The sequence below is a fragment of the Tenuifilum thalassicum genome (assembly GCF_013265555.1).
Classification (GTDB): domain Bacteria; phylum Bacteroidota; class Bacteroidia; order Bacteroidales; family Tenuifilaceae; genus Tenuifilum; species Tenuifilum thalassicum.
In genome coordinates, this window is record NZ_CP041345.1 from 495,779 (window position 1) to 517,295 (window position 21,517).

Annotated in this window: 15 protein-coding genes; 6 read left to right on the forward strand and 9 right to left on the reverse strand. The window is 38.2% G+C overall.

All coding sequences use genetic code 11. The features are described 5' to 3' along the window. Positions 1 to 4: 4 nt before the first annotated feature. The 6 genes from FHG85_RS02110 to FHG85_RS02135 form a co-directional block, all read right to left on the reverse strand. Positions 5 to 1,903 carry an amidophosphoribosyltransferase gene (locus tag FHG85_RS02110; RefSeq protein WP_173072626.1) on the reverse strand — a complete coding sequence of 633 codons (1,899 nt, stop codon included), beginning with the start codon at positions 1,901 to 1,903 and terminating at the stop codon, positions 5 to 7. 52 nt (positions 1,904 to 1,955) lie between these two features. Continuing rightward, a complete protein-coding gene (locus FHG85_RS02115) occupies positions 1,956 to 2,915 on the reverse strand; it encodes a transketolase family protein (RefSeq protein WP_173072627.1) in 960 nt (319 codons plus the stop codon). Then, positions 2,908 to 3,753 carry a transketolase gene (locus FHG85_RS02120; protein WP_173072628.1) on the reverse strand — a complete coding sequence of 282 codons (846 nt, stop codon included), beginning with the start codon at positions 3,751 to 3,753 and terminating at the stop codon, positions 2,908 to 2,910. The genes FHG85_RS02115 and FHG85_RS02120 overlap by 8 nt, the downstream gene beginning before the upstream one ends. Positions 3,754 to 3,755: 2 nt before the next feature. Continuing rightward, positions 3,756 to 4,217 (reverse strand): hypothetical protein, encoded by a 462-nt coding sequence (locus FHG85_RS02125; protein ID WP_173072629.1) that lies wholly within the window; start codon positions 4,215 to 4,217, stop codon positions 3,756 to 3,758. A gap of 33 nt (positions 4,218 to 4,250) precedes the next feature. Then, a complete protein-coding gene (locus FHG85_RS02130) occupies positions 4,251 to 4,772 on the reverse strand; it encodes a hypothetical protein (RefSeq protein ID WP_173072630.1) in 522 nt (173 codons plus the stop codon). A 134-nt stretch (positions 4,773 to 4,906) separates the two neighbouring features. Continuing rightward, entirely contained in the window at positions 4,907 to 5,653 is a 747-nt protein-coding gene (locus tag FHG85_RS02135; RefSeq protein ID WP_173072631.1) for a YebC/PmpR family DNA-binding transcriptional regulator, read from the reverse strand. Positions 5,654 to 5,793: 140 nt separating this feature from the next. On the opposite strand from FHG85_RS02135, the gene miaB reads away from it, so the two are divergent. Further along, positions 5,794 to 7,191: a tRNA (N6-isopentenyl adenosine(37)-C2)-methylthiotransferase MiaB gene (miaB, locus tag FHG85_RS02140; RefSeq protein ID WP_173072632.1), complete on the forward strand. Its 1,398-nt coding sequence runs from the start codon at positions 5,794 to 5,796 to the stop codon at positions 7,189 to 7,191. Positions 7,192 to 7,196: 5 nt separating this feature from the next. On the opposite strand, the gene FHG85_RS02145 is transcribed toward miaB, so the two are convergent. The 3 genes from FHG85_RS02145 to fbp all read right to left on the reverse strand — a co-directional run bounded on the left by FHG85_RS02145 (position 7,197) and on the right by fbp (position 10,421). Next, positions 7,197 to 8,396: an RsmB/NOP family class I SAM-dependent RNA methyltransferase gene (locus FHG85_RS02145; protein WP_173072633.1), complete on the reverse strand. Its 1,200-nt coding sequence runs from the start codon at positions 8,394 to 8,396 to the stop codon at positions 7,197 to 7,199. 56 nt (positions 8,397 to 8,452) lie between these two features. Then, a complete protein-coding gene (locus FHG85_RS02150; protein WP_173072634.1) occupies positions 8,453 to 9,163 on the reverse strand; it encodes a hypothetical protein in 711 nt (236 codons plus the stop codon). Positions 9,164 to 9,419: 256 nt separating this feature from the next. Then, positions 9,420 to 10,421 (reverse strand): class 1 fructose-bisphosphatase, encoded by a 1,002-nt coding sequence (gene fbp, locus FHG85_RS02155; RefSeq protein WP_173072635.1) that lies wholly within the window; start codon positions 10,419 to 10,421, stop codon positions 9,420 to 9,422. A gap of 273 nt (positions 10,422 to 10,694) precedes the next feature. Between fbp and FHG85_RS02160 the strand changes: the two genes are divergently transcribed. The 5 genes from FHG85_RS02160 to FHG85_RS02180 all read left to right on the forward strand — a co-directional run bounded on the left by FHG85_RS02160 (position 10,695) and on the right by FHG85_RS02180 (position 21,500). Then, positions 10,695 to 11,972, forward strand: coding sequence for an aspartate kinase (locus tag FHG85_RS02160; protein WP_173072636.1), 1,278 nt, complete (start codon positions 10,695 to 10,697; stop codon positions 11,970 to 11,972). Between the two features lie 73 nt (positions 11,973 to 12,045). Next, positions 12,046 to 12,921: a response regulator gene (locus FHG85_RS02165; protein WP_173072637.1), complete on the forward strand. Its 876-nt coding sequence runs from the start codon at positions 12,046 to 12,048 to the stop codon at positions 12,919 to 12,921. Next, entirely contained in the window at positions 12,921 to 14,966 is a 2,046-nt protein-coding gene (locus FHG85_RS02170; RefSeq protein ID WP_173072638.1) for a tetratricopeptide repeat-containing sensor histidine kinase, read from the forward strand. The genes FHG85_RS02165 and FHG85_RS02170 overlap by 1 nt, the downstream gene beginning before the upstream one ends. 173 nt (positions 14,967 to 15,139) lie before the next feature. After that, positions 15,140 to 19,498 carry a T9SS type B sorting domain-containing protein gene (locus tag FHG85_RS02175; protein WP_173072639.1) on the forward strand — a complete coding sequence of 1,453 codons (4,359 nt, stop codon included), beginning with the start codon at positions 15,140 to 15,142 and terminating at the stop codon, positions 19,496 to 19,498. A gap of 4 nt (positions 19,499 to 19,502) precedes the next feature. Further along, positions 19,503 to 21,500: a PorP/SprF family type IX secretion system membrane protein gene (locus FHG85_RS02180; protein WP_173072640.1), complete on the forward strand. Its 1,998-nt coding sequence runs from the start codon at positions 19,503 to 19,505 to the stop codon at positions 21,498 to 21,500. Positions 21,501 to 21,517 lie beyond the last annotated feature (17 nt).

Sequence of the window (21,517 nt, forward strand, 5' to 3'; positions counted from 1 at the left end):
AATACTAATAGGCTCGCTGGTCTCTTCCCTCTATAAAGTTGATAAACGAGTTATTTACTACCCTGTTGCCTCCAGGGGTAGGATAATCTCCTGTAAAATACCAGTCTCCCAAATCGTTGGGGCAAGCTTTATGAAGGTTTTCAATGGATTGGTAAACTATTTTTACTTTTGCCTTAACGTCTTTTGGCGTTAACAGCTGGGCAATTTTATCGGAGATTTGCTCATAGGTAAATGGGCTATAAATTTCTTTTACGTAATTAATAATTTGCTCCTTAGGAAGATTTTGTTGTTCCTTGCATTTTTTATAAACGGTATTAATTATACTTTCTTGTCCTGTTTCTTTTAGCAGTGCAATAGCTGCGCGAAATGCAACAAAATCGGATAGTTTTGCCATATCAATGCCGTAACAGTCGGGATAACGAATTTGGGGAGAGGAGGAAACAACAATGATGCTCGCAGGATTTAACCTATCAAGAATACGAAGAATGCTTTCTCGTAGTGTTGTTCCCCTTACAATTGAATCATCAATAACGACAAGATTGTCGGTGTTGGGGCGGATGGTTCCGTATGTAATATCGTATACATGCCCAACTAAATCGTCGCGCCCTTTATCTTGCGAAATGAAAGTTCTAAGTTTTACGTCTTTTACTGCAATCTTTTCGGTTCTAAGGCGGGTTGAAATGATCTCGTCAATGTCTTTTTCCGTTAGGTTTGCTCTTTTGGCAATTATTTTGCGCTTCTTTTCATTTCTTATATAATCCTCCACGCCTTTCACCATTCCAAGGAAAGCCGTTTCGGCAGTATTCGGAATGTATGAGAATACGGTGCTTTCGTGGTCGTAGTTTATAGCCTCAAGAATGGCAGGGGTTAACAATTCGCCCAACTTTTTTCTTTCCTGATAAATATCAGCATCGGTACCTCTTGAAAAGTAGATTCTTTCAAAGGAGCATGACTTCCTGGTTTGGGGTATTCTAACCTCTGCTTCCGAAATATCACCATTTCTTTTTATGATAAGAGCGTAGCCAGGTTTTATCTCTTTAACCTGCTCACTTTTAACGTTCAGGACAGTCTGAATAACAGGGCGTTCTGATGCGACTACGGCTATTTCGTCGTCGGCATAGTAGAAAGCAGGTCGAATGCCCCATGGGTCACGGACAACAAAGGCATCGCCATGACCTATAAGCCCAGCCATGGCATAACCTCCATCAAAATCTTTTGTGGCTGCCTGTAGTATTTTAGCAATGTTGATGTTTTCCGCAATCAACCTGCTAATTTCCATATTGGAGTTCCCTTCGTTCTTGTACTGGCGGAAGAGCTGCTGGTTTTCTTCATCTAGGAAATGGCCTATCTTCTCAAGAACTGTAACAGTGTCGGAGTAGTCGCGTGGATGCTGTCCAAGGTCAACAAGACGTTGGAATAGCTCATCAACATTTGTCATGTTGAAATTACCAGCTAATACAAGGGTGCGTGATTTCCAGTTATTATCCCGCATTACAGGATGAACGTAATCGATAGAGTTATTGCCAAATGTTCCATAGCGCAGGTGACCAAGGAAAAGTTCCCCAGCAAAAGGTATATTTTCTTTTGCAAAAGCTGGGTCGTTCATCAATTCAGGTTTTGACGAGTATTTGTTTATTCCCCTATTTACTACATCAAAAATATCTTTAATGGGTGATGAGGAGTTTGAGCGTTCACGATCGATATACTTTTTACCTGGAGCCAGGTCGAACTTAATAGTTGTAAGTCCAGCACCATCTTGACCACGATTATGCTGCTTTTCCATTAGCAGGTAAAGCTTATGCAATCCGTATCGCCATGTCCCATATTTTATTTGATAGTATTCAAGTGGTTTTAGAAGCCTTATAAGTGCAATCCCACATTCGTGTTTTATTTGTTCGCTCATATCTTCTTTGTTTTAATATTAAAAAAGGCAGGCATAAAGCCTACCAATATCATCATTTTTGTTCTTTTACAAATTGAAAAACACTTTTTGCTATAGCTTCTGCATTTAAGCCATATTTCTGAAGTAATTCTTCAGGTTTACCCGACTCGCCAAAGCAATCGGGCATGCCAATAATTTTCATAGGAATTGGATATTCCTGGCACAGTACCTCAGCAACGGCACTACCTAATCCTCCATGTATTTGATGTTCTTCAACAGTAACAACTAGTCCTGTTTTTTTAGCAATGCTAATAAGCAACTCTTTATCTATGGGTTTTATGGTATGAATATTAACAACAGCAGCATCGATGCCCTTTTTCTCAAGCTCTTTTGATGCCATTAGGGCTTCCCAAACCATGTGCCCGGTTGCTACAATGGCAACATCGGTTCCATCGGTTAGTATTTCTCCCTTACCAATTTTGAAGTCTTGATTAATGGAGGTGAAGTTAGGTACAGGTTCGCGACCAAAACGGATGTAAACAGGTCCATCGGCTTCTTTAATTGCTGCAATTGTTGCAGCTTTAGCCTGATTGGCATCGGCAGGTGATATAAGTGTTATATTGGGTAGTGATCTAATTACTGCAATATCTTCAAGAGCTTGGTGGGTTGCACCATCGGGTCCAACGGAGATTCCTGCATGAGCACCACCAATGATTACTTTTACATTGTTATAGCAGATAGATATTCGAATTTGGTCGGCAGCGCGGAAGGCTGCAAAAACGGCGTAGGTTGAAAATACTGGTATTTTATTGGTTAGGGCCATACCTGCAGCAACTGCAGCAATGTTTTGCTCGGCAATACCAAACGAGAAGAATCTTTCAGGAAAGCGTTCTGCAAAAATGTTGAGACCAACCGATCCTGTAATATCAGCCCCAAGGACAACAAGGTTTTGGAAGATGGACCCAGCCTCAGCAACCCCTTCGCCAAAACCTATCCTTGTAGCCTTATTCCCTTGATTGATAAAATTACTCATACCCCAACTCTTTATAGTAAGCCTCCAGTTCAGCTAAAAATCTTACAGCCTCTTCATTGTTAGGCGCTTTACCATGCCAGTGGTAATCGTTCTCAATGCTTTGAACCCCACAACCCATTCTTGTTTTGGCAATGATTACTTTGGGTTTACCTTTAAACTTATTTGAAGACTCAATCGTGTTTATTAGCTGCTCAATGCTATTCCCATTACACTCATATACTTGCCAGCCAAATGCTTCCCATTTCTCTTTTAAGGGTTCAATTTCCATTACCTTGTTTGTAGTGCCATCTATTTGGCAAAAGTTTCTGTCCACAATTGCAGTTAGGTTGTCTAGCTTATAATGAGATGCGCTCATAGCTGCTTCCCAAATTGAACCTTCCTGCAGTTCACCATCGCCATGAATTGAAAAAACTCGCCAACTCGACTTATCAATCTTTGCACTTAGGGCCATGCCAACAGCAACAGAAAGGCCCTGACCAAGAGATCCAGCCGAAAGTTCTAAACCTGGCAAACCATGATCGCGACCTGGATGACCTTGAAGCCTTGAACCCAATTTTCTCAGAGTCTTCAGCTCATCTCTTGAAAAGTAGTTGGCATTTGCAAGAGTGGCATAAAGTACCGGTGCAACATGACCGATAGAAAGTATAACCCTATCCCTATCGTTCCAGTTTGGATTATCTGCTTTGTGATTAAGAATATGAAAGTATAAAACGGTAAACACATCTGCTAAGCCTAGGGAACCGCCAAGGTGACCTGATCCTGCCAACGCTAGGCTTTTTATTACATCTTCACGTATGTTTTTTGAAATCCTGACTAGATGATGCAAATTGTACTCCATAATCAATTTAAAGGGGGGAAATTGATTCGTTCTGGAATTATGAATGCTTTCGGGAATTCTACAAGTATTTCATGATAGAATTTTAACGCTTCCTCTTTAGTTCTATAATCACCTACAGAAATTTTCCAGTAAGGATTTTGATAATTTTGATAAACAGGTACTCCAGGGTATTTTTCCATAAACTTATACATAACTTCCTCGGAGTTTTGTCTAGCAAATTGCCCAAGTTCAAAGAAAATTCTAATTCTGTAGCCATCTAGCCCTGGAGACTTAGCGTTTTGTAGGTATCGAAGGCTATGCAACATTGTAATTGTTGAATCCTGGTTAACAATTACTGTGCCTTCACCTTCTCTTACATATTGCAGCTCATCGATTATGGGAAGCCTTACTGGTTTTAAGGTTTCCTGACCCTGAAGATTAAAGAAGGCAATAATTGCAAATAGTATTAGAAAAAATTTCTTCATAGAGGTAAGTTTACGTTGCAAAAATAGAAAAAATTAGGGTAAAAAGGCAGGTTTTGCAGAAAGCGTATCTGTTGCTATAAAGTCCTTCTGGAAAGTATTTGCCAAGTTTTTTAATGATTGTTTAGGGATATTAATTTTTTTGGACATTAACCAACGCCCGCCTTTTATAAAGCCTTTAACCGTTATTTCATCAGCGATGTTTTTTCCTTTACCTATAAGTTTAAAAGCATCGGCAGGAGTTCGCAGCCTTATTTCTAGGGGGATATCGTAATCTTTTCGGGTGTTTCTGTCGATTTTAATTTTGCTACCATTGCTTAACTTACCCAATGGTCTATTGTTAAGCCAAGTTTCAAACTTCATTTCTTTAATTAGAAGGGCTTTTTTATTCTGATTTTCTATATCCATGGTAAGGTTAAGGTATATTACTCCGTCCTTAATGCCCCTAAATTTAAAATCTTTAACACCATAAATGTTAAGATTCTCATAACTAGAACACCCTGATAAAATGGCTAGTATAAAAAGAGCAACTACTGTTTTCAGTGATAAGGTTTTCATGAAAGGTTTTTAATTTATGATGTCAAATGTTATACCAAATGGAAAAAAATCTTTTGATTTTAATCTTACAAATTCTGCCCCAAAATACATTTTATAATTATTTGAGGCAGAGTTTGAAGGTGTATGAATAAACGTTATTCGTTTTCCATTGCAGCCATAATCTCGTCGGTTAGCTCCAAATTGTGGTAAACTTGTTGAACATCGTCATTATCTTCTAAATCTTCAACTAGTTTTAGGAATTTAAGAGCGGTATCGGTATCAACCGATTTGAAGTCGTTTGGTATACGTTGTAGGCTGGCATTTTCAACTTCTATGTTGAGCTCTTCAAGTTTCTTGTTCATTTTACCGAAATCTTCCATTTCGGTGGTAATTACGTAAAAATCACCATTATCGTCAACATCTTGAGCCCCAGCATCAATAAGGTCGAGTTCAACTTCTTCAAGGTTAATTTTGTCCTTAGCAATAGTAAAGATTCCCTTACGGCTGAAAAGAAAAGAAAGAGATCCATTGGTCCCTAAACTACCACCTCGTTTAGTGAGAGTTGAGCGAACAGCGCTTACAGTGCGGTTGTTGTTATCGGTAAGGCACTCAATAAATATGGCTATTCCTCCAGGGCCATATCCTTCAAAGGTGAGTTCTTGGAGATTATCTGGATCTTTTTCAGCTTTATTAATTGCACGTTGAATATTTTCTTTGGGCATATTAACCCCTTTGGCGTTGTTAATAGCCAAACGAAGGCGAGGGTTACCTTCTGGGTCGGGTCCACCCTCTTTAACGGCAACAGTTATCTCCTTAATAATTCTTGAAAATTCTTTTGAACGCTTGGCATCAAGTGCGCCTTTTTTGCGTTTAATTGTTGACCATTTATTATGTCCACTCATGGTATTGTTTTTTTCGTTTCCATGCAAATTTAGCTACAATAATTGCCCTGTCAAAATTAACATTTATGATATTGATTTGTATCATCAAAACGAACATGTAATAATTTTAGAAAGTTATACCTTTGCAAAAAAATATATCGATGAATATTTATCCAGAAGACGCCAATATTTTTGAGACTTCAAATACCGATGATACTAGTAGGCCTAAGGTTTATATTGAAACCTATGGTTGCCAAATGAATGTAAACGATAGCGAGGTTGTTGCCTCAATACTAATCGGGAATGGCTATAGCGTTACAAGCGATATAAATCAGGCCGATATAATTTTGATTAACACCTGTTCCATAAGGGAGAATGCAGAAACAAGAGTTTTTGGTCGACTCGATCTTTTTGGACAAATCAAAAAGCAAAAACCATCAGTTCTTGTTGGTGTTTTAGGTTGTATGGCCGAAAGGCTTAAGGATCAACTCCTAGAACAAAAGAAAGTTGTTGACCTAGTAGTTGGGCCCGATGCGTATAGAGAGTTACCTGTGCTTATCCGTGCAGCTGAGGATGGTCAAAAAGGTGTTAATGTGCTGCTTTCACGTGAGGAAACTTATGCCGATATTAGTCCTGTAAGGCTTGATAAAAATGGTGTTTCGGCTTTTGTTTCAATAATGCGTGGTTGCAACAACATGTGTTCCTATTGTGTGGTTCCATATACTCGTGGTGCTGAACGTAGTCGTGATCCTCAAACTATTGTTAAGGAGGTTCAAGATCTTTTTGATGCAGGATATAGAGAGGTTACTCTTTTGGGGCAGAATGTAAACTCCTATCACTGGGAAGGGCAAAAAGGGCTTATTAAGCATACCGTTAATTTTTCCGACCTACTGGAGATGGTTGCTCTTGTTGATCCTAGGCTGAGGGTACGCTTTTCCACTTCGCACCCAAAGGATTTGACCAACGAGGTACTATACACCATGGCCATGTATGAGAATATATGCAACCACATACACTTGCCTGTTCAATCGGGATCCACTCGTATACTCAAGCTAATGAACCGAAAGTATACTCGAGAGGATTACCTGAATAGAATTGAGGCCATTCGTTCAATTATTCCAGATTGCTCTATTTCAACCGATATTATTGCTGGATTTTGCACTGAAACCGAGGTTGATCATGATTTAACCCTAAGCCTTATGCGCGAGGTCGGTTTCGATTTTGCCTACATGTTTAAGTATTCCGAAAGACCAAATACTAAAGCTGCTCGCCATTTAGAAGATGATGTGCCCGAAGAGGTAAAAACTCGTAGGTTGATGGAAATTATTGAGCTACAAGGTAAACTCTCCGAGCAAAGCAAGCAGGCCGATGTGGGTAAACGATTTGAAGTGCTAGTTGAGGGGGAGTCGAAAAAGTCGAAGGATGAGTTTTATGGTAGAACAAGTCAGAATAAGGTAGTGGTATTTCCTAAAGCGGGGCATAAAGTTGGTGATTTTGTTTACGTTGAGATAACTGACTGCACGCCCGCTACGCTTATGGGAAAGATTGTTGAGGAATAGAAAATTTAGTATCCCCGCTTTATTCGAGCCATATAAAAACCATCAAATCCTGTTTCCGATGGATATAATGTTTGTTCCTCTTCAAGAGTATATTGCCCATTCATTTTGTCGATAAACCATTTAACTTGTTGCTCATTCTCCGATGGAAGTATGCTGCAGGTAGAGTATACCATGAATCCACCTGGCTTTAACATGTGGCAATATTTTTCAAGTATTTGGCGTTGAACTAGGCGGAGTTCATCAATATTTTCTGCTGTTAAGTGCCATTTAGTATCTGGATTTCGTTTAAGAACGCCTAATCCAGAACAGGGTGCATCAATTAGTAACCTATCGGCTTTGTTGTGTAATCGCTTAATCGTTTTTGATGTTTCAATGGGTTTAGTTTCGATATTTGAAGCACCTGCTCTTCGTGCTCTACGCTTGAGCTCTTTTAATTTCCAATCTTTAATGTCAAGTGCAATGATTTTCCCTTTATTGTTCATTAAACTTGCTAGGTGTAAGCTTTTCCCACCATTTCCAGCGCATGCATCAACAACCCATTGCCCTTCTTCTACTTTAAGAAATGGAACAACTTGTTGAGAAGAAAAATCCTGTTGTTCAAACATCCCCAACTTAAATGCATTCGATTTAAAAACATTTGCCGATTTCGTAAGGATTAAAGCATCGGAGTTTGCAATTTTTTTTACCTTATACCCCTCGTTAGTAAGAATTTTGTATAGCTCATGAGGAGTGGTTTTTAACCGATTTGCCCTAAGAACTATTGGTGGGTTGCTATTCAGGTAGCTTATTTCTTTTGCCCATCTTGAGCCGAGTTCCTCAGAGCCTAACTTGTCTAACCAATCTGGAATAGATTCCCTAATGGCTCGAATGCAATATAAACTTTCAAGTGTTTTATTTATTTCTTTTTTTAATTTGGTTGTTATCCTGTTTTCTTGAGGTAATCCAAATGGTGTGCGAGCAAGATATATGGCAACAATATTTTGGGTTAGTGTTCCAAATTTAGGATTTATCTCTTTATTAATCTCATATAGTAGTCGCCACCAACGAGTTGTTTCCTGAAGTATTGTAACAAATTGCAGAATATTTTTGTTAGTCCACGTTTTTTTGTTTTTTGATATCCAAAAAGATATTACTTGATCAAGATTTCTTTTTTGGAAGATCACCTCTTCTAATGCAAGGCTTATTGTAATAAATACATCCTTCATGTTGATAAAATTAAAGGCCGCAAATTACGGCCTTTTTAAAAGAAAATAAAATTAATTTATTTTTTTAGGAATTCTGGTTTGGGGCTTCCATCTTGGTTAAACCATTCTGCTAACCCGTAGTACGAGGATTTTTCGCCATCAGGTTTATACTTTATTACAGATTTTGCCTCTTTGGTAAGTTTTGTTAGGTTTGTTGCAACTGCCATTCTTGTTCTATCTTTTTCAACCTCAGGTAGTTCTAGTTTTTGTAGAGCAGCCGTGGTTATATCTTTGGATAGCAGTGGTTTATTGTTGGTTTTTAAAATATCAATTATAAGGTCGCTCCATTTTATTTTATTTTTCCCTAAGTTTTGTTTTAAACGTTTTTTTACTGATTTTGGCTTACGCCCTCTTTTCTTTGGGGCTGCTTTTTTTGTTTTTGAGGTAGTTGATGTTTTTACTTCTGATTCAGCGTTTATGTTTTTTGGTTTCCTACCTCTTTTTTTGGGTAATACCTCTTGATTTTCTGAATCATCTGCTGTTATGTTTTTGGGCTTTCTCCCTCTCTTTTTAGCTTGTTCCGAATCATTTACTTCAGCAGATTTGGGTGTTCTACCTCTTTTTTTTGGTGTTGAAACCTTATCGGAGGAGTCATTATCTGTTTCATCTTCTAGTTTTTTCAGAATTGATTTTAAATTTTCAATTCTTCTAAGGCTTCTATCAATTTCTGTTTGATAAAGATCTTTAAGATCTTCTATTTCTGAAGGAGTAAGAGCTATTTTCTTCATATTAATAATTTATTTTACGCAGATAATTAATTGATTATTATTTGTGCAATTTAAGGAAAAAAAATAATTAAATACAAAATATTTTCAATCTAATTATTTTAAAGTAAATGCTTTAAAATGCTGTTTGTGGTGTTTTAATAGGATTTATTTGGGCTTTAAGTATCATTAAAAAATAAAAAATTATCATGCTACTTTTAGGGTAACATTTAATTATGTGAAAAGAAAAACTAAATTTTATAAAAGAAAATATTCTTTACTAAAGGAACTCATGAAGTTTGTTAATCATATTCTTCGAGCCCACAAAAAAGGGAACTCTTTGATGTAACGACTCTGGTTTTATATCGAGTATTCTTTTGGTTCCATCAGTAGCAGCACCTCCTGCCTGTTCAGCTAAAAAGGCTATTGGGTTGCATTCGTAAATTAGGCGCAACTTACCTTTGGGAGCCGATTGGGTTTTGGGGTATAAGAATATTCCACCTTTGAGGAGGTTTCTATGGAAATCGGCAACCAGAGAGCCAATATATCGTGAAGAATAGGGTCTATTTGTTTCCTTGTCGCTTTCTTTGCAATAGTCGATGTATTTTTTTACTCCTTCAGGGAATTGGTGGTAGTTTGCTTCGTTTACTGAATAAATTTTCCCGTTTTCAGGTGTTTGGATATTTAGATGCGATAAGCAGAACTCACCAATAGAGGGATCAAGTGTGAAGCCATATACGCCTCGTCCTGTTGTATATACGAGCATGGTTGACGACCCATAAACAACATAACCAGCTGCAACCTGTTTGTTTCCTGGTTGTAAAAAGTCTTCAATTGTTGGCTTTGTTCCTCTTGGGCTTATTCTGCGGTATATGCTAAAGATTGTTCCAATTGATACGTTTACGTCGATATTTGAGGAGCCGTCAAGTGGATCCATACAAAAGATATAGTTACCATCGCGACTAAGCTCATCGTCCCATGTAATTATTTCTTGATCCTCTTCCGAAGCCACGCCACAGCACTCCCTGCTATTTTTTAATGCTTGTACGAATTGCCAGTTGGCCAATAGGTCAAGTTTTTTTTGCTCTTCGCCTTGAACGTTGATGTTGCCTGCTTCGCCAAGAATGTCAACTAACCCTGCTTTGTTGACTTTTTTGTTCACTAATTTTGCTGCTACACCAACATGGTAAAGTAAGCGTGTGAACTCACCAGTAGCATAAGGAAAATCGGCCTGGCGCTCGATTATGAATTGTGTAAGCGTTTTTACGTTATAGCCAAACATATGAATACTGTTCAAATTTGTGAGTAAAATTAGCCATTATTTGATAATTTTCAATTATCAAGCAAATAAAAATACTAAATTTAAAACGTTTGCGATTGGTGTTATGTGGTTTAAACATAAAACAACCAAGGACCAAACTCTTTTTTATTTTATGTAACTTTGAGCAGAATTTATAGAGATAAAATTGGATGCTAGTTCATTGTTTTGTTTTATTATTTTGTTATATTTTCACTTTATATAAAGGTTATTCTGAACTTAACTTCTTTTTATAAAATGGAACCTTTATTTGTTTTTAAGTTTGGTGGTGCGTCTGTAAAATCAGCTAAAGCTATTCGTAATCTTGCAGATATTTTACTTAAGCATAGAAATAGGAATTTGGTTGTAGTTATTTCTGCAATGGCAAAAACCACAAATGCTTTAGAAGATATACTATCAAGGTGGTTTGAAGGAGATGCTGTTGGAATGCAAGAAAGAGTTGATGAACTTGAAAAATTCCATATAGAGGCAGGACTTGAACTTGTTGATGGTGATGAAAATCATGTTTTAATTTCTGTAATTAAATTGCTTCTAGAACAGCTAAAAAGCCAGCTAAAAGGTAAACCGCATAAAAGTTACGATTTTCATTATGACCAAATTGTTTCGTTTGGTGAACTACTTTCAACTCATATTGTTAGCTATTATCTAAACGAAATTGGAATATCAAACATATTGGTAGATGCTAGAAAGTGTATTATTACTGATACCACCTATCGCGATGGAATTGTTGATGAAGAGACCTCTTCAATTTTATGCCAGAAGGAATTTGATTTAGGCAAAGGAAATATTTTTATAACACAAGGTTTTATAGGCGGGACAAAAGTTGGGACAACAACAACACTTGGTAGAGAGGGTTCTGATTATACTGCCGCCATATTAGCCAATTTACTTAATGCAAAAGACGTTACAATATGGAAGGATGTGGAGGGTGTTCTTAATGCCGATCCTAAAATATTTAGCAATACTCAGAAACTTGATAAAATTTCATATCAAGAAGCGATTGAATTGGCCTATAGTGGTGCTCAGGTAATTCATCCCAAAACCATTAAACCTCTTCAAAACAAAGGAATACCTTTGTATGTTAAGTCCTTTATCAATCCAGATGCCGCTGGAACTGTAATTATCAATAATGATAATGTTGGAAAATTGCCACCAATTTTGATACTAAAAAGAAATCAGGTCCTTATATCGCTTTCGCCACGAGATTTCTCTTTTGTGATTGAGGATTGCCTTAGTAAAATTTTTGCTATTTTATACAAGCACCGAGTAAAGGTAAATATGATTCACAACTCTGCCATCAGTTTCACTGTTTGTGTTGATTATGATAAAATTAGGTTTGAGAGGGCGCAGGAAGAGCTAAAGGAAGAGTTTTCAGTTCGATATAATTCTGGTCTTGAACTATTAACAGTAAGGCATTATACTCATGAAATAATTGAAGAGATTGCAAAGAAAAATGTAATTTACTTACAACAAAGAACAAGATCAACTGCAAGATTTGTAATTGACCGATTATAATTCTTAATTTTGATAAAAGTTGTTTGATAATCGTTTTACAATTTGTATTTTTAATAAATATTTCTTAACTTAAATGGGGTTTAATAAAATACTTGTTTTAGACGATGATCAGTCGGCATTAAGGATGCTTTTTAAAATATTGTATGCCGAAGGTTATGAGGTATTTACAACGGTAAACAGTAACAATATTCTAACTTTAGCCTTAAAGTATAAGCCATCGCTCATAATTACCGATTGGGATATGCCTGGTTTCAATGGTTTGGAAGTTGTTAAAGCTATAAGAAGTAACAATCAGACAAAGAATATACCTGTACTAATGTATACTGGCAAGTTAACTTCGGTAAACGATTTAAAAACAGCTCTTGATGCAGGGGCTAACGATTTTCTTAGAAAGCCTGCCGATGAAATTGAAATATTAGCTAGAGTAAAGTCGCAAATTCTTTATTACAAAAGTTTAGTTCAGGTTATTGAACTGGAGAAGAAAATATCGGAGGTTAAGATAAATGGTTTAAAAAATGAACTTGAGGAAAGTAAGAGTCAACTAATTAGCACAAAAATAAAGCTTCTAAATTCAATTCGAAAACAAGAAAATTTACTAAATAAGATTGAAGAGTTAAAAAAAGTAGTATCTGAAAGGAACATTGTATTCATCGATTCATTACTGTCTGAGATGAAATCGTTTGATATTGAGGAGCGTTGGAGGGAGTATGAGATTGTATTTTCAAAGCTTAACTCCAAATTCCTCGATAATTTAGGGAAAACACACCCAGAACTTACCCCGAACGAGCGTAGAATGTGCATATATATTCGATCAAGTTTAAGCAATAAGGACATAGCTGCAATTACCTTACTTTCACCGGATACAATTAAAAAGGCGAAATATCGGCTCAAAAAGAAGTTAGTCCCTTCCGGGAACAAGGAGTTAGATGAATATATTCATTCACTATAATGAAAAAGAAATTTATAGTCCTAGCCCTTGGTTTAGCATTGTTCATGCTTAATAAGGTACGGGCACAATACCCCGGCAAAACTTTACTAAAAGTTGCAGAACACTACTTCCCCGCAAGCATTGACTCTGCAAAGTTTTATGCCAAACAGGCATACCGCTATTTTGAGAGTAAGAACGACACGTTAGGCTTAATTGATGCATCGCACACATTACTAAAAATTTACAAGGCAAAGGCAAATGTCGATTCGGCTAAGCTTTATGGCTATTTGGCCATTGAGCTGTCAGAGAAGATAAATGATTTACCCAACCTAATACTTAGCTATATTGAGATTGGCGAATTTTCTCGGTCTATTTATCGAAACGATATTTCGGATAAGTATGTAAAAGAAGGAATTCGAATATCACTCAAAGAAAAAATTTACGAGCATTTGCCTTATGCTTACAATAGATTGGCGGCCATATACTTTGAAAAGTTTTTTGATAAAAACCTGGCCAAGGATTCTTCGTATCTTACACAGGCGCTGAGCTTTATAGATTCATCCTTTTACTGGGCAGGAAAGTTAAATGATTCCACCTACAACTGCAGTAATGCCAATATAAAGGGAACCTTACTGGTACACCTTGGAAGCATTGATTCAGGCATTGAGCAATTGAAGCAGGCCGAGGAACTTGCTAAACGAGAGAAGAATTTTGGAGAATACCCCTATATACTCATGAACCTTGCAGAATCCTATCGGCGTATGGGAAACATAAAGTTTCAGGAGAAATATTTGCTCCAAGCCGCACATCTGGTTGATAGCATTAACTATCAGGAGGGACAATGGTTCGTTTATCAGAGACTATTTTCCAAGTACAGAAGGGAAAAGAACTTTAAAAAAGCCCTGGATGTACATCTGGTTATTGATAGCTTAGAAGCTGCTGCACTGAAAAAGAATTCCAACAGAAAGATGAAGGAGTTCAAGGTAGAGGTTGAGAGCCAACATAATAAGCAACTTCTAGAGTATCAAAAAAGAGAGATTGTTCAGCAGCATAAAATCATTCTTCTGCTCGCATCAATCTTTATATTGCTAGCAGTATTTGTAATTATTCTTTTTAGGCTTTATAGAAAAAATGTTAGGCAGAAGCACTCCCTTGAGAAAAAGAATGCTGACATTGAGAGGTTACTTAAGTTTCAGGAGAGCTTTAGAAACATGATTATACATGATATTAAAAACCCATTAAGTCAAATTCTTTATCTATCAAGCAACAACATTATAGACAATGCAGCGCGTCGTATCCTTTCGCTTGTAAACAACATTCTTGACCTATCAAAGTATGAATCTGGTAAATTCACAATATCGCCTCAATGGGTTGAAACTAGTGAATTACTTGCCAGTATTAAACAAAACATGCAGGTTCTTTTTGACCTGAAAAACTTAAAGGTCGATATACATTATACCTGCAAAGAGTTATATGTTGATAAGGATGTGATAACCAGGGTAATAGAAAATATTTTGAATAATGCCATACGGTTTTCTCCTGTTGGTGAGAGAATAAAAGTAGATGTTGACTTGGATGATGCATACAACGAGGCTACGATTTCAATAGTTAACTGGGGACCTCAAATTCCGGATGATGAGATGCCCCGAATATTTGAGTTTTACTCCCGATGCAACGATGGTAGTATTCAGAACTATAGGCCAACAGGACTTGGATTATCGTTTTGTAAAATGGCCGTTGAGGCTCACGGTTTTAAAATATTTGCTGAAAACTTAAATTCTGGCGGAGTTCGGTTTTGGTTTAAGGTAACCGCAAGAATCCTAGTCGATTCTCATTGCAAAGATAATTCAATCATTTTAACCTTTAGAGAGCAGGTTATCATTAGGCCTTACTTGGAAAGGTTACATGAAATAGGTGTAAATGAAACCTCTCGCATTATGAGTATTATTGAAAAAATTCCAGGAGGTGCAAATATTGACATATGGAAACAACAGCTAGAGAATGCTATTTTTAATTCCGATACAGAAGCATATACCAAGCTAATTTCACTTAATATAGTCCCCTAAAATGGAGCGTGTTAATCTGCTCTTTGCGCAAAGCTAATTCTGTCACTCCTAAAAGTAGTTTTGTCATGCAATAACATTCATTTATCAAAGTTGGCCTGCCTGTCCACCTTTTGTCCACCGCTATAATTTTCCCTTGGCTTTTAATAGGGGTAGCTTTACAAAAAATTATTATCATGAATGTAAAGCGCACACTTTTTATTCTGGTATCTTTATTTTTCACCTCTCAGGTAAAAGCAACCCTCGACAATGTCGGTTGGAGCAGTTCATTTTCAGGTTTCCCCGGAGTAGGGGGAACTGTTTACGCTCAACTTCTAGCACCTGATGGTAAGCTATACGTTGCAGGTGATTTCAAAACAGCGGGTGGTATAAATGTGAGCAACATTGCATGTTGGGATGGATCAACATGGACACCCTTAGCCGATGGCCTAAATGGACCTGCTTATGCTTTGGCAATGGATGCACAGGGCAATATTTATGCTGGTGGAAGTTTTACCCAGGCTTCTGGTTTAACGGTAAATCACGTTGCAAAATGGAATGGTTCTTCGTGGCAGACCATAGGCGATGGGACTAACGGAACGGTTTATGCAATCACTGTTGACGGTAGTAACAATGTATATGTAGGGGGAGGTTTTACAACGGCAGGAACAACCGAAGCAAATAGAATTGCAAGGTGGAATGGTTCTGGTTGGAAAAATGTTGGAACAGGCTTAAACGCTACTGTTTACTCTTTACTGCTAGCCTCAAATGGTAAATTGTATGTAGGTGGTTCGTTTACAAGTGCCGGTTACACTACAGCTAAAAGAATTGCTGTTTGGTCTGGTTATAGCTGGGAAATGGTTGGAACTACCGGTGCCGACAATACTGTGCGGTCAATAATTGAGGATGCAACTGGAAATATATATGTGGCTGGAGATTTTACCGATATTGATGGAGCTGCCATAAACCGTGTTGCTAAATGGAATGGCACTAATTGGAGTTCAGTTGGCAATGGATTTAACGATGCTGTTTATTCCATTCAGCTTACTTCTGATGGTATGCTCTGGGCTGGCGGCTATTTTACACAGAGTGGCACAAGTAGTGTGAACAGAATAGCCTACTATTCTAGTGGTTCATGGAAAACGTTTGGCGAGGGTGCCAATGGCAATGTTTACAGTCTATGTAAGTCGGGTTCAAGTATTTATGCGGGTGGAAGCTTTACCCTTATTAACAATACCCCTGTTGCAAATATTGCATTATATAATGGCTCTTTATGGAATAAACTTGGTGTTACCGATAATGGTATGAACGCAGCTGTAAATGCAATTGCAATTGATAATAACGGTAATGTGATTTATGGTGGTGAGTTTACTTCTGCCAAAGGGAATTTAAGAAAATTTGTTACCATCTGGGACGGCACTAGCTTTTTAGATTTAATAGGTGGATTAAATGGAAAGATAAATGCAATCTGCGTTAATGCAACCGATAATAAAATTTATGTTGGAGGAAGTTTCTCGATTGCTGGCTCTGTCTCTGCTAATAACATTGCTGTTTGGAATGGTTCATCTTGGCAAGCTCTAGGTTCAGGGCTAAATGGCGATGTTCTTGCCCTGAAACTTGACGAGTCGGGTAACCTACTGGTTGGAGGTGATTTTACAATAGCTGGGGGGGTAGCTGCAAATAGAATTGCAAAGTGGAATGGAGTATCATGGAGCGCTTTGGGCAGCGGATTTAATGCCGAGGTTAGAGATATTGAAGTTTATAACTCCACCATTTATGCTGCTGGAAACTTCACCACTTCGGGTTCTACGTTGATTAAATATTTTGCTAAGTGGAACGGTTCTGCCTGGGAGCCAGTTGGATCTGGTACTAATGGGCCTGTTTATACCTTACATAACGAGTCGAACATGCTTTTTATAGGAGGTAACTTTACCTCTATTTCCGGGGTAAATGCAAAATACATTGCAACCTACGATGGAAGTGCATTTAATGAGTTTGAAAATGGTTCAAACGGACCTGTTCGGGTAATTTCTTCCGATAAGCACAAATTCATATATGTTGGTGGTGATTTTACTACGGTTGATAACCTAACTGCTAACCGAATAGCCCGATGGAATGGTACAAGTTGGCAAAGCCTTGGTAGTGGTCTAAATGGCTCGGTGAAGGCATTGGCAGTTAGCTATGAAGGAAACCTTTATGTGGGTGGCGATTTTACAGTAGCAGGAGAGAATAGTTCAACCTATACGGCTACATATACATTCAACCCGGTTCTTAAAGTACTGGGTAATAGCTTATATATACCCGATAACTCAACAAGTACTTCTGCAGATGATAGCACCCACTTTGGAGATATTGATGCTTGCCATACAAAGAAAAAGGTAAGCTATAAGCTTGCCAATATTGGCGATTGGATTATTTATGTTACAAGTACCGATATACTCGATGCCACAAATCCTGGAGATAAGGATTATTTTCGGATAGTTGAATCCCCTACGTCAATTCTACCTTACGATACCGCTACCCTTAAGGTAGAGTTTGGAATCTCGGAGAAAGCGCTTCGCGAAGCCAAGATTGCTATTAACTCCGATGCAAGCAATGCAAGTGTTTACGATTATTACATTACCGCTAATGCTATTGACACCATAAAGCCTACCTTTACAAAGCAGGATAAAGATGTTGTTCTTAATGTTAACGGACAGGCTAGCATTGTAAATTCCGATTTGGTTACTTCTTCATCCGATTATTGTGGAGTAAACTCCATAACGCTCAGCCGATATGGTTTTGACTGTCTGGATGTAACGTCAAATCCAATACCAGTTAGGATTGATGTGGAAGATATAAACGGTAATGTAACTACCGATACTGCATTTGTTAATGTTATCGATGATGTAGTACCAGTTCTTGATGTGGTATCTCAAAAAGATATTTACCTTGATGAGAACGGAAATGCAACGTTAAAACCTTCAGATATAGTTAATTCTATTATAGATAACTGTGCTGTAGATACTCTTTTATCATTAAGCAATTTTACATGCACCGATGCTGGTTTAACAAAGGAAGTTACAGTTACTGCTACCGATAAGTATGGAAATTCAGATTCAAAATCTGTTCAAATTAACGTTATAGATACCATTAAGCCCATTATAACTTTACAAGATATTAGTATCTATTTCGATGAAGAGGGAATTGCAAAACTCACTCGAGACGATGTTAACGATAAGATAACCGACAATTGTTCGGTTGATAATGTTGAATTTTCGCAATCGGAATTTAGCTGTTCTGAGGCTGGATTAATTGTAGTTAATGTAACGGCAACCGATCCTTCGGGTAATTCAAGGGTAAAACCAATTAATGTTTCGGTTGCAGATACTATTAAGCCTAGCCTTACCACAAAACCGGCAACCATTGCTCTTGACCAGAATGGTAATACTATTCTGAAAGCAAAAGATGTGGTGGAACTCGCTAGCGATAACTGTTCCATTGCCGATACAGTTTTGTCAAAATCCACATTTAGTTGCTCCGATATTGGTGTTAACAGCATAATGGTTACACTAACCGATATTAGCGGTAATATCAGGCAAAGTTCTGTGGATGTTACTATTGTTGATACGTTACCTCCAAGCATTGGAAGTTTACCCGATGTAACAGACCAATGTATGGTTGAACTAACCATACCGGAAGCAATAGATAATTGCGGCCAAACAGTTCAAGGGCAAACTACAGATCCGCTAACGTATAGCACCGAGGGCGATTATGTTGTTACCTGGACATTCACCGATGCTTTAGGAAATGTTACCACCCGCAATCAGAAGGTTTTTATCCACGATAATATTGCTCCGGTTCCAGTTAAAGAAAATCTTGATAAAATTGAAGCGCCTTGCTATTTTGAGTTTACCACAAAACCACAAGCTATTGACAACTGTGTGGGTGAAGTTGAGGCAACTACAACCGATCCGCTAATTTATGAGCTCCCAGGCGACTTTTTGATAACCTGGACTTATACCGATGCGCAAGATAACAGCTCGCAACAAGCACAAGAACTTACCGTGGTTAACGACTACCCAGTTGCAATTGTCAGGGATATTGAGGTGATGCTCAATGTTGATGGATATGCTTCTATAGAGGTTTCAGATATCGACCACGGTTCATATGATGATTGCCAGCTTGCTTCAATGGTATTAGATAAAACAGAATTTACATTAAATGATCTTGGCGATAATACGATAACCCTTTCGGTTACCGATAACGTTGGACAAACCACATATGCTCAGGCAAATGTTCATGTTGTCAAGTACCCTGACTTACTGATTCCTAATATTATAACCCCCAACAACGATGGGTATAACGATAAATGGGAAATAACCGGAGTAGATCATCTAAGAGATTATAACCTTTATATCTATAATCAGGCCGGAACTTTGGTTTACTCCTCTGAGCGTTACAATAATGAGTGGGATGGTACTAAAAATGGGTCCTATTTGCCTAAAGGTACATACTACTACTTCTTTATCAATGGAAATAAGAAAATTACCGGATACATAAACTTAATCAGGTAGCAATATGCTTAAATTGATCTTCAGGAATTTAATTGCAGGAGTACCCCTGTTGTTGCTGGTTTTTTTTGCCAGCTCACAGGAACTTTATAAGTACAACCTGTATGCAGTGAACAGCCATCTTCTGAACCCAGCCAATGCTCTTAATAACAACTATATGAGTTTCATGGCGGGTAGCCATATGCAATGGATGGGGGTTGAAGGCTCTCCTCGTGTATACGACTTTCGTTCGTCGTATAGGTATTCACAAAGTATGGGGCTTGGAATATCATTTTCAAATGCCAGCATGGGGCTTTACAACATAACCAACGCCTCTGTTCAATACGGATATGGAGTTAAGCTAACAGAAAACGATTGGTTAAGGCTAGGCTTGTCGGTTGGTTATATGAACGATGCCTTTGTTCGCTCTCGCATATTAGGTGATCCCGGCGCCGACCCTTTGCTTGCTGGTAATCTCACCAAATCTTTTGTAACTGCAGGATTTGGAGCGATATATAGCTTTGAAGAGTACGAATTTCAGCTGGCCTTACCTCACCTCTATTACCGTAATAGTTTCGGTGGCGATGCATATCTGTTCGCTTCATACAAATATGCTTATAACGACGATTTACTAATTAAGCCTTCGGTTCTTGCTGCAATGGATATGCAGCAATCGTTTTTTGCCGATTTAAACGTAATGGCATTATGGCGAAACCAGTTCTGGGCACAGCTGGCCTACCGAACCGATAATAGCATTATCTCAAGCATTGGTATCATTATCAACAGCTACAGCCTTGGGTATTCATTCCAGGTTGTTCGCACAAAGCTGTCCAACTCATACCTGGGAACTCACGAGGTAAACTTTGGGTATGTGATGCCCGAGAAGATTGAGGTTATTCGCAAACAGGTTGTCAATGGACAGGTTAAATCTTCGGTTAATTCTAAACCGGTTAAAGCATCGGTTGAGGTTTTCTATAACAATAAGCCGGTACAGGCCGTCAATACCGACGACAATGGATTTTTCTCTGTTGAGCTAAAGGCTAACAGGGATTATACCTTTAAGCTACATGCCGAAGGATATAAACCTATAGTTGAGAGTGTTACTACAAACTCATCAACCAGAACACTGCCATTTAGCTCAAGCTTAATTCCTACCACAATTTCAATTAAAGGTAAAGTTACCGATAGGTTATCTGGGAAGCCAATTAACGCTGATATTTTCATTAAACAGGATGGTAGAGTGGTTGCTAAGGCAGTTTCTGAGGCAGGAAATGGTTTTGTGGCTGAAATTAAACGCGACTCTATTCCTCTTGAAATTATTTATAATGCCAACGGATTCGAATCAAGAACAGAGAATCTAACCTATGATTACCTGGCAGAAACGGTAAAAGCTAATGTTGAGCTAAACCCAATAATCAAGGTGGAGGGAGTTGTTACCGATCAGAAAACCGGTAAGCCAATAGGTGCCAGGCTAACCCTAAGCGATGCCAAAACAGGTGAAGCTATAAGGGAGATAGTTGCCTCCTCGTCCGACGGGCATTACGAAATCAAGCTGCCCCGTCAAACCAGCATTGCAATTGCTGCAAATGCTACGGGCTACATGTTCTATAACGATACCGTCCAATGGTATGGTAACAATTATAGTATAAAACACGATTTCTCAATGCGACCCTTAACCAAAGGGGTTAGCGTGGTTTTGAAAAATGTTGTTTTTGAGCAGGGTAGTACGGAGCTGCTTGAAAGTTCAAAACCCGAGCTCGACAATATTGCACAGGTAATGCTCGATAACCCAACCATTAAGATTGAAATCTCGGGCCATACCGATAATGTAGGCTCATACGCTGCAAATAAGTCGCTTTCGCAAAAGCGTGCACAGGCAGCGGTTGATTACTTAATATCCAAGGGTGTTGATGGTTCTAGGCTAAAAGCGGTTGGCTATGGTCCCGATAAACCTAGGGCTAGCAACGATACCGAGGAAGGTAGAATGCTTAACCGTAGGGTTGAGGCTGCAGTTATAAACGAGTAGAAAGGAAATTTAACACA

Bases quoted from the DNA above. Each gene is read 5' to 3' on its own strand.
- FHG85_RS02110 (WP_173072626.1), bottom strand. From the start codon at position 1,903: ATGAGCGAACAAATAAAACACGAATGTGGGATTGCACTTATAAGGCTT.
- FHG85_RS02115 (WP_173072627.1), bottom strand. From the start codon at position 2,915: ATGAGTAATTTTATCAATCAAGGGAATAAGGCTACAAGGATAGGTTTT.
- FHG85_RS02120 (WP_173072628.1), bottom strand. From the start codon at position 3,753: ATGGAGTACAATTTGCATCATCTAGTCAGGATTTCAAAAAACATACGT.
- FHG85_RS02125 (WP_173072629.1), bottom strand. From the start codon at position 4,217: ATGAAGAAATTTTTTCTAATACTATTTGCAATTATTGCCTTCTTTAAT.
- FHG85_RS02130 (WP_173072630.1), bottom strand. From the start codon at position 4,772: ATGAAAACCTTATCACTGAAAACAGTAGTTGCTCTTTTTATACTAGCC.
- FHG85_RS02135 (WP_173072631.1), bottom strand. From the start codon at position 5,653: ATGAGTGGACATAATAAATGGTCAACAATTAAACGCAAAAAAGGCGCA.
- miaB (WP_173072632.1), top strand. From the start codon at position 5,794: ATGAATATTTATCCAGAAGACGCCAATATTTTTGAGACTTCAAATACC.
- FHG85_RS02145 (WP_173072633.1), bottom strand. From the start codon at position 8,396: ATGAAGGATGTATTTATTACAATAAGCCTTGCATTAGAAGAGGTGATC.
- FHG85_RS02150 (WP_173072634.1), bottom strand. From the start codon at position 9,163: ATGAAGAAAATAGCTCTTACTCCTTCAGAAATAGAAGATCTTAAAGAT.
- fbp (WP_173072635.1), bottom strand. From the start codon at position 10,421: ATGTTTGGCTATAACGTAAAAACGCTTACACAATTCATAATCGAGCGC.
- FHG85_RS02160 (WP_173072636.1), top strand. From the start codon at position 10,695: ATGGAACCTTTATTTGTTTTTAAGTTTGGTGGTGCGTCTGTAAAATCA.
- FHG85_RS02165 (WP_173072637.1), top strand. From the start codon at position 12,046: ATGGGGTTTAATAAAATACTTGTTTTAGACGATGATCAGTCGGCATTA.
- FHG85_RS02170 (WP_173072638.1), top strand. From the start codon at position 12,921: ATGAAAAAGAAATTTATAGTCCTAGCCCTTGGTTTAGCATTGTTCATG.
- FHG85_RS02175 (WP_173072639.1), top strand. From the start codon at position 15,140: ATGAATGTAAAGCGCACACTTTTTATTCTGGTATCTTTATTTTTCACC.
- FHG85_RS02180 (WP_173072640.1), top strand. From the start codon at position 19,503: ATGCTTAAATTGATCTTCAGGAATTTAATTGCAGGAGTACCCCTGTTG.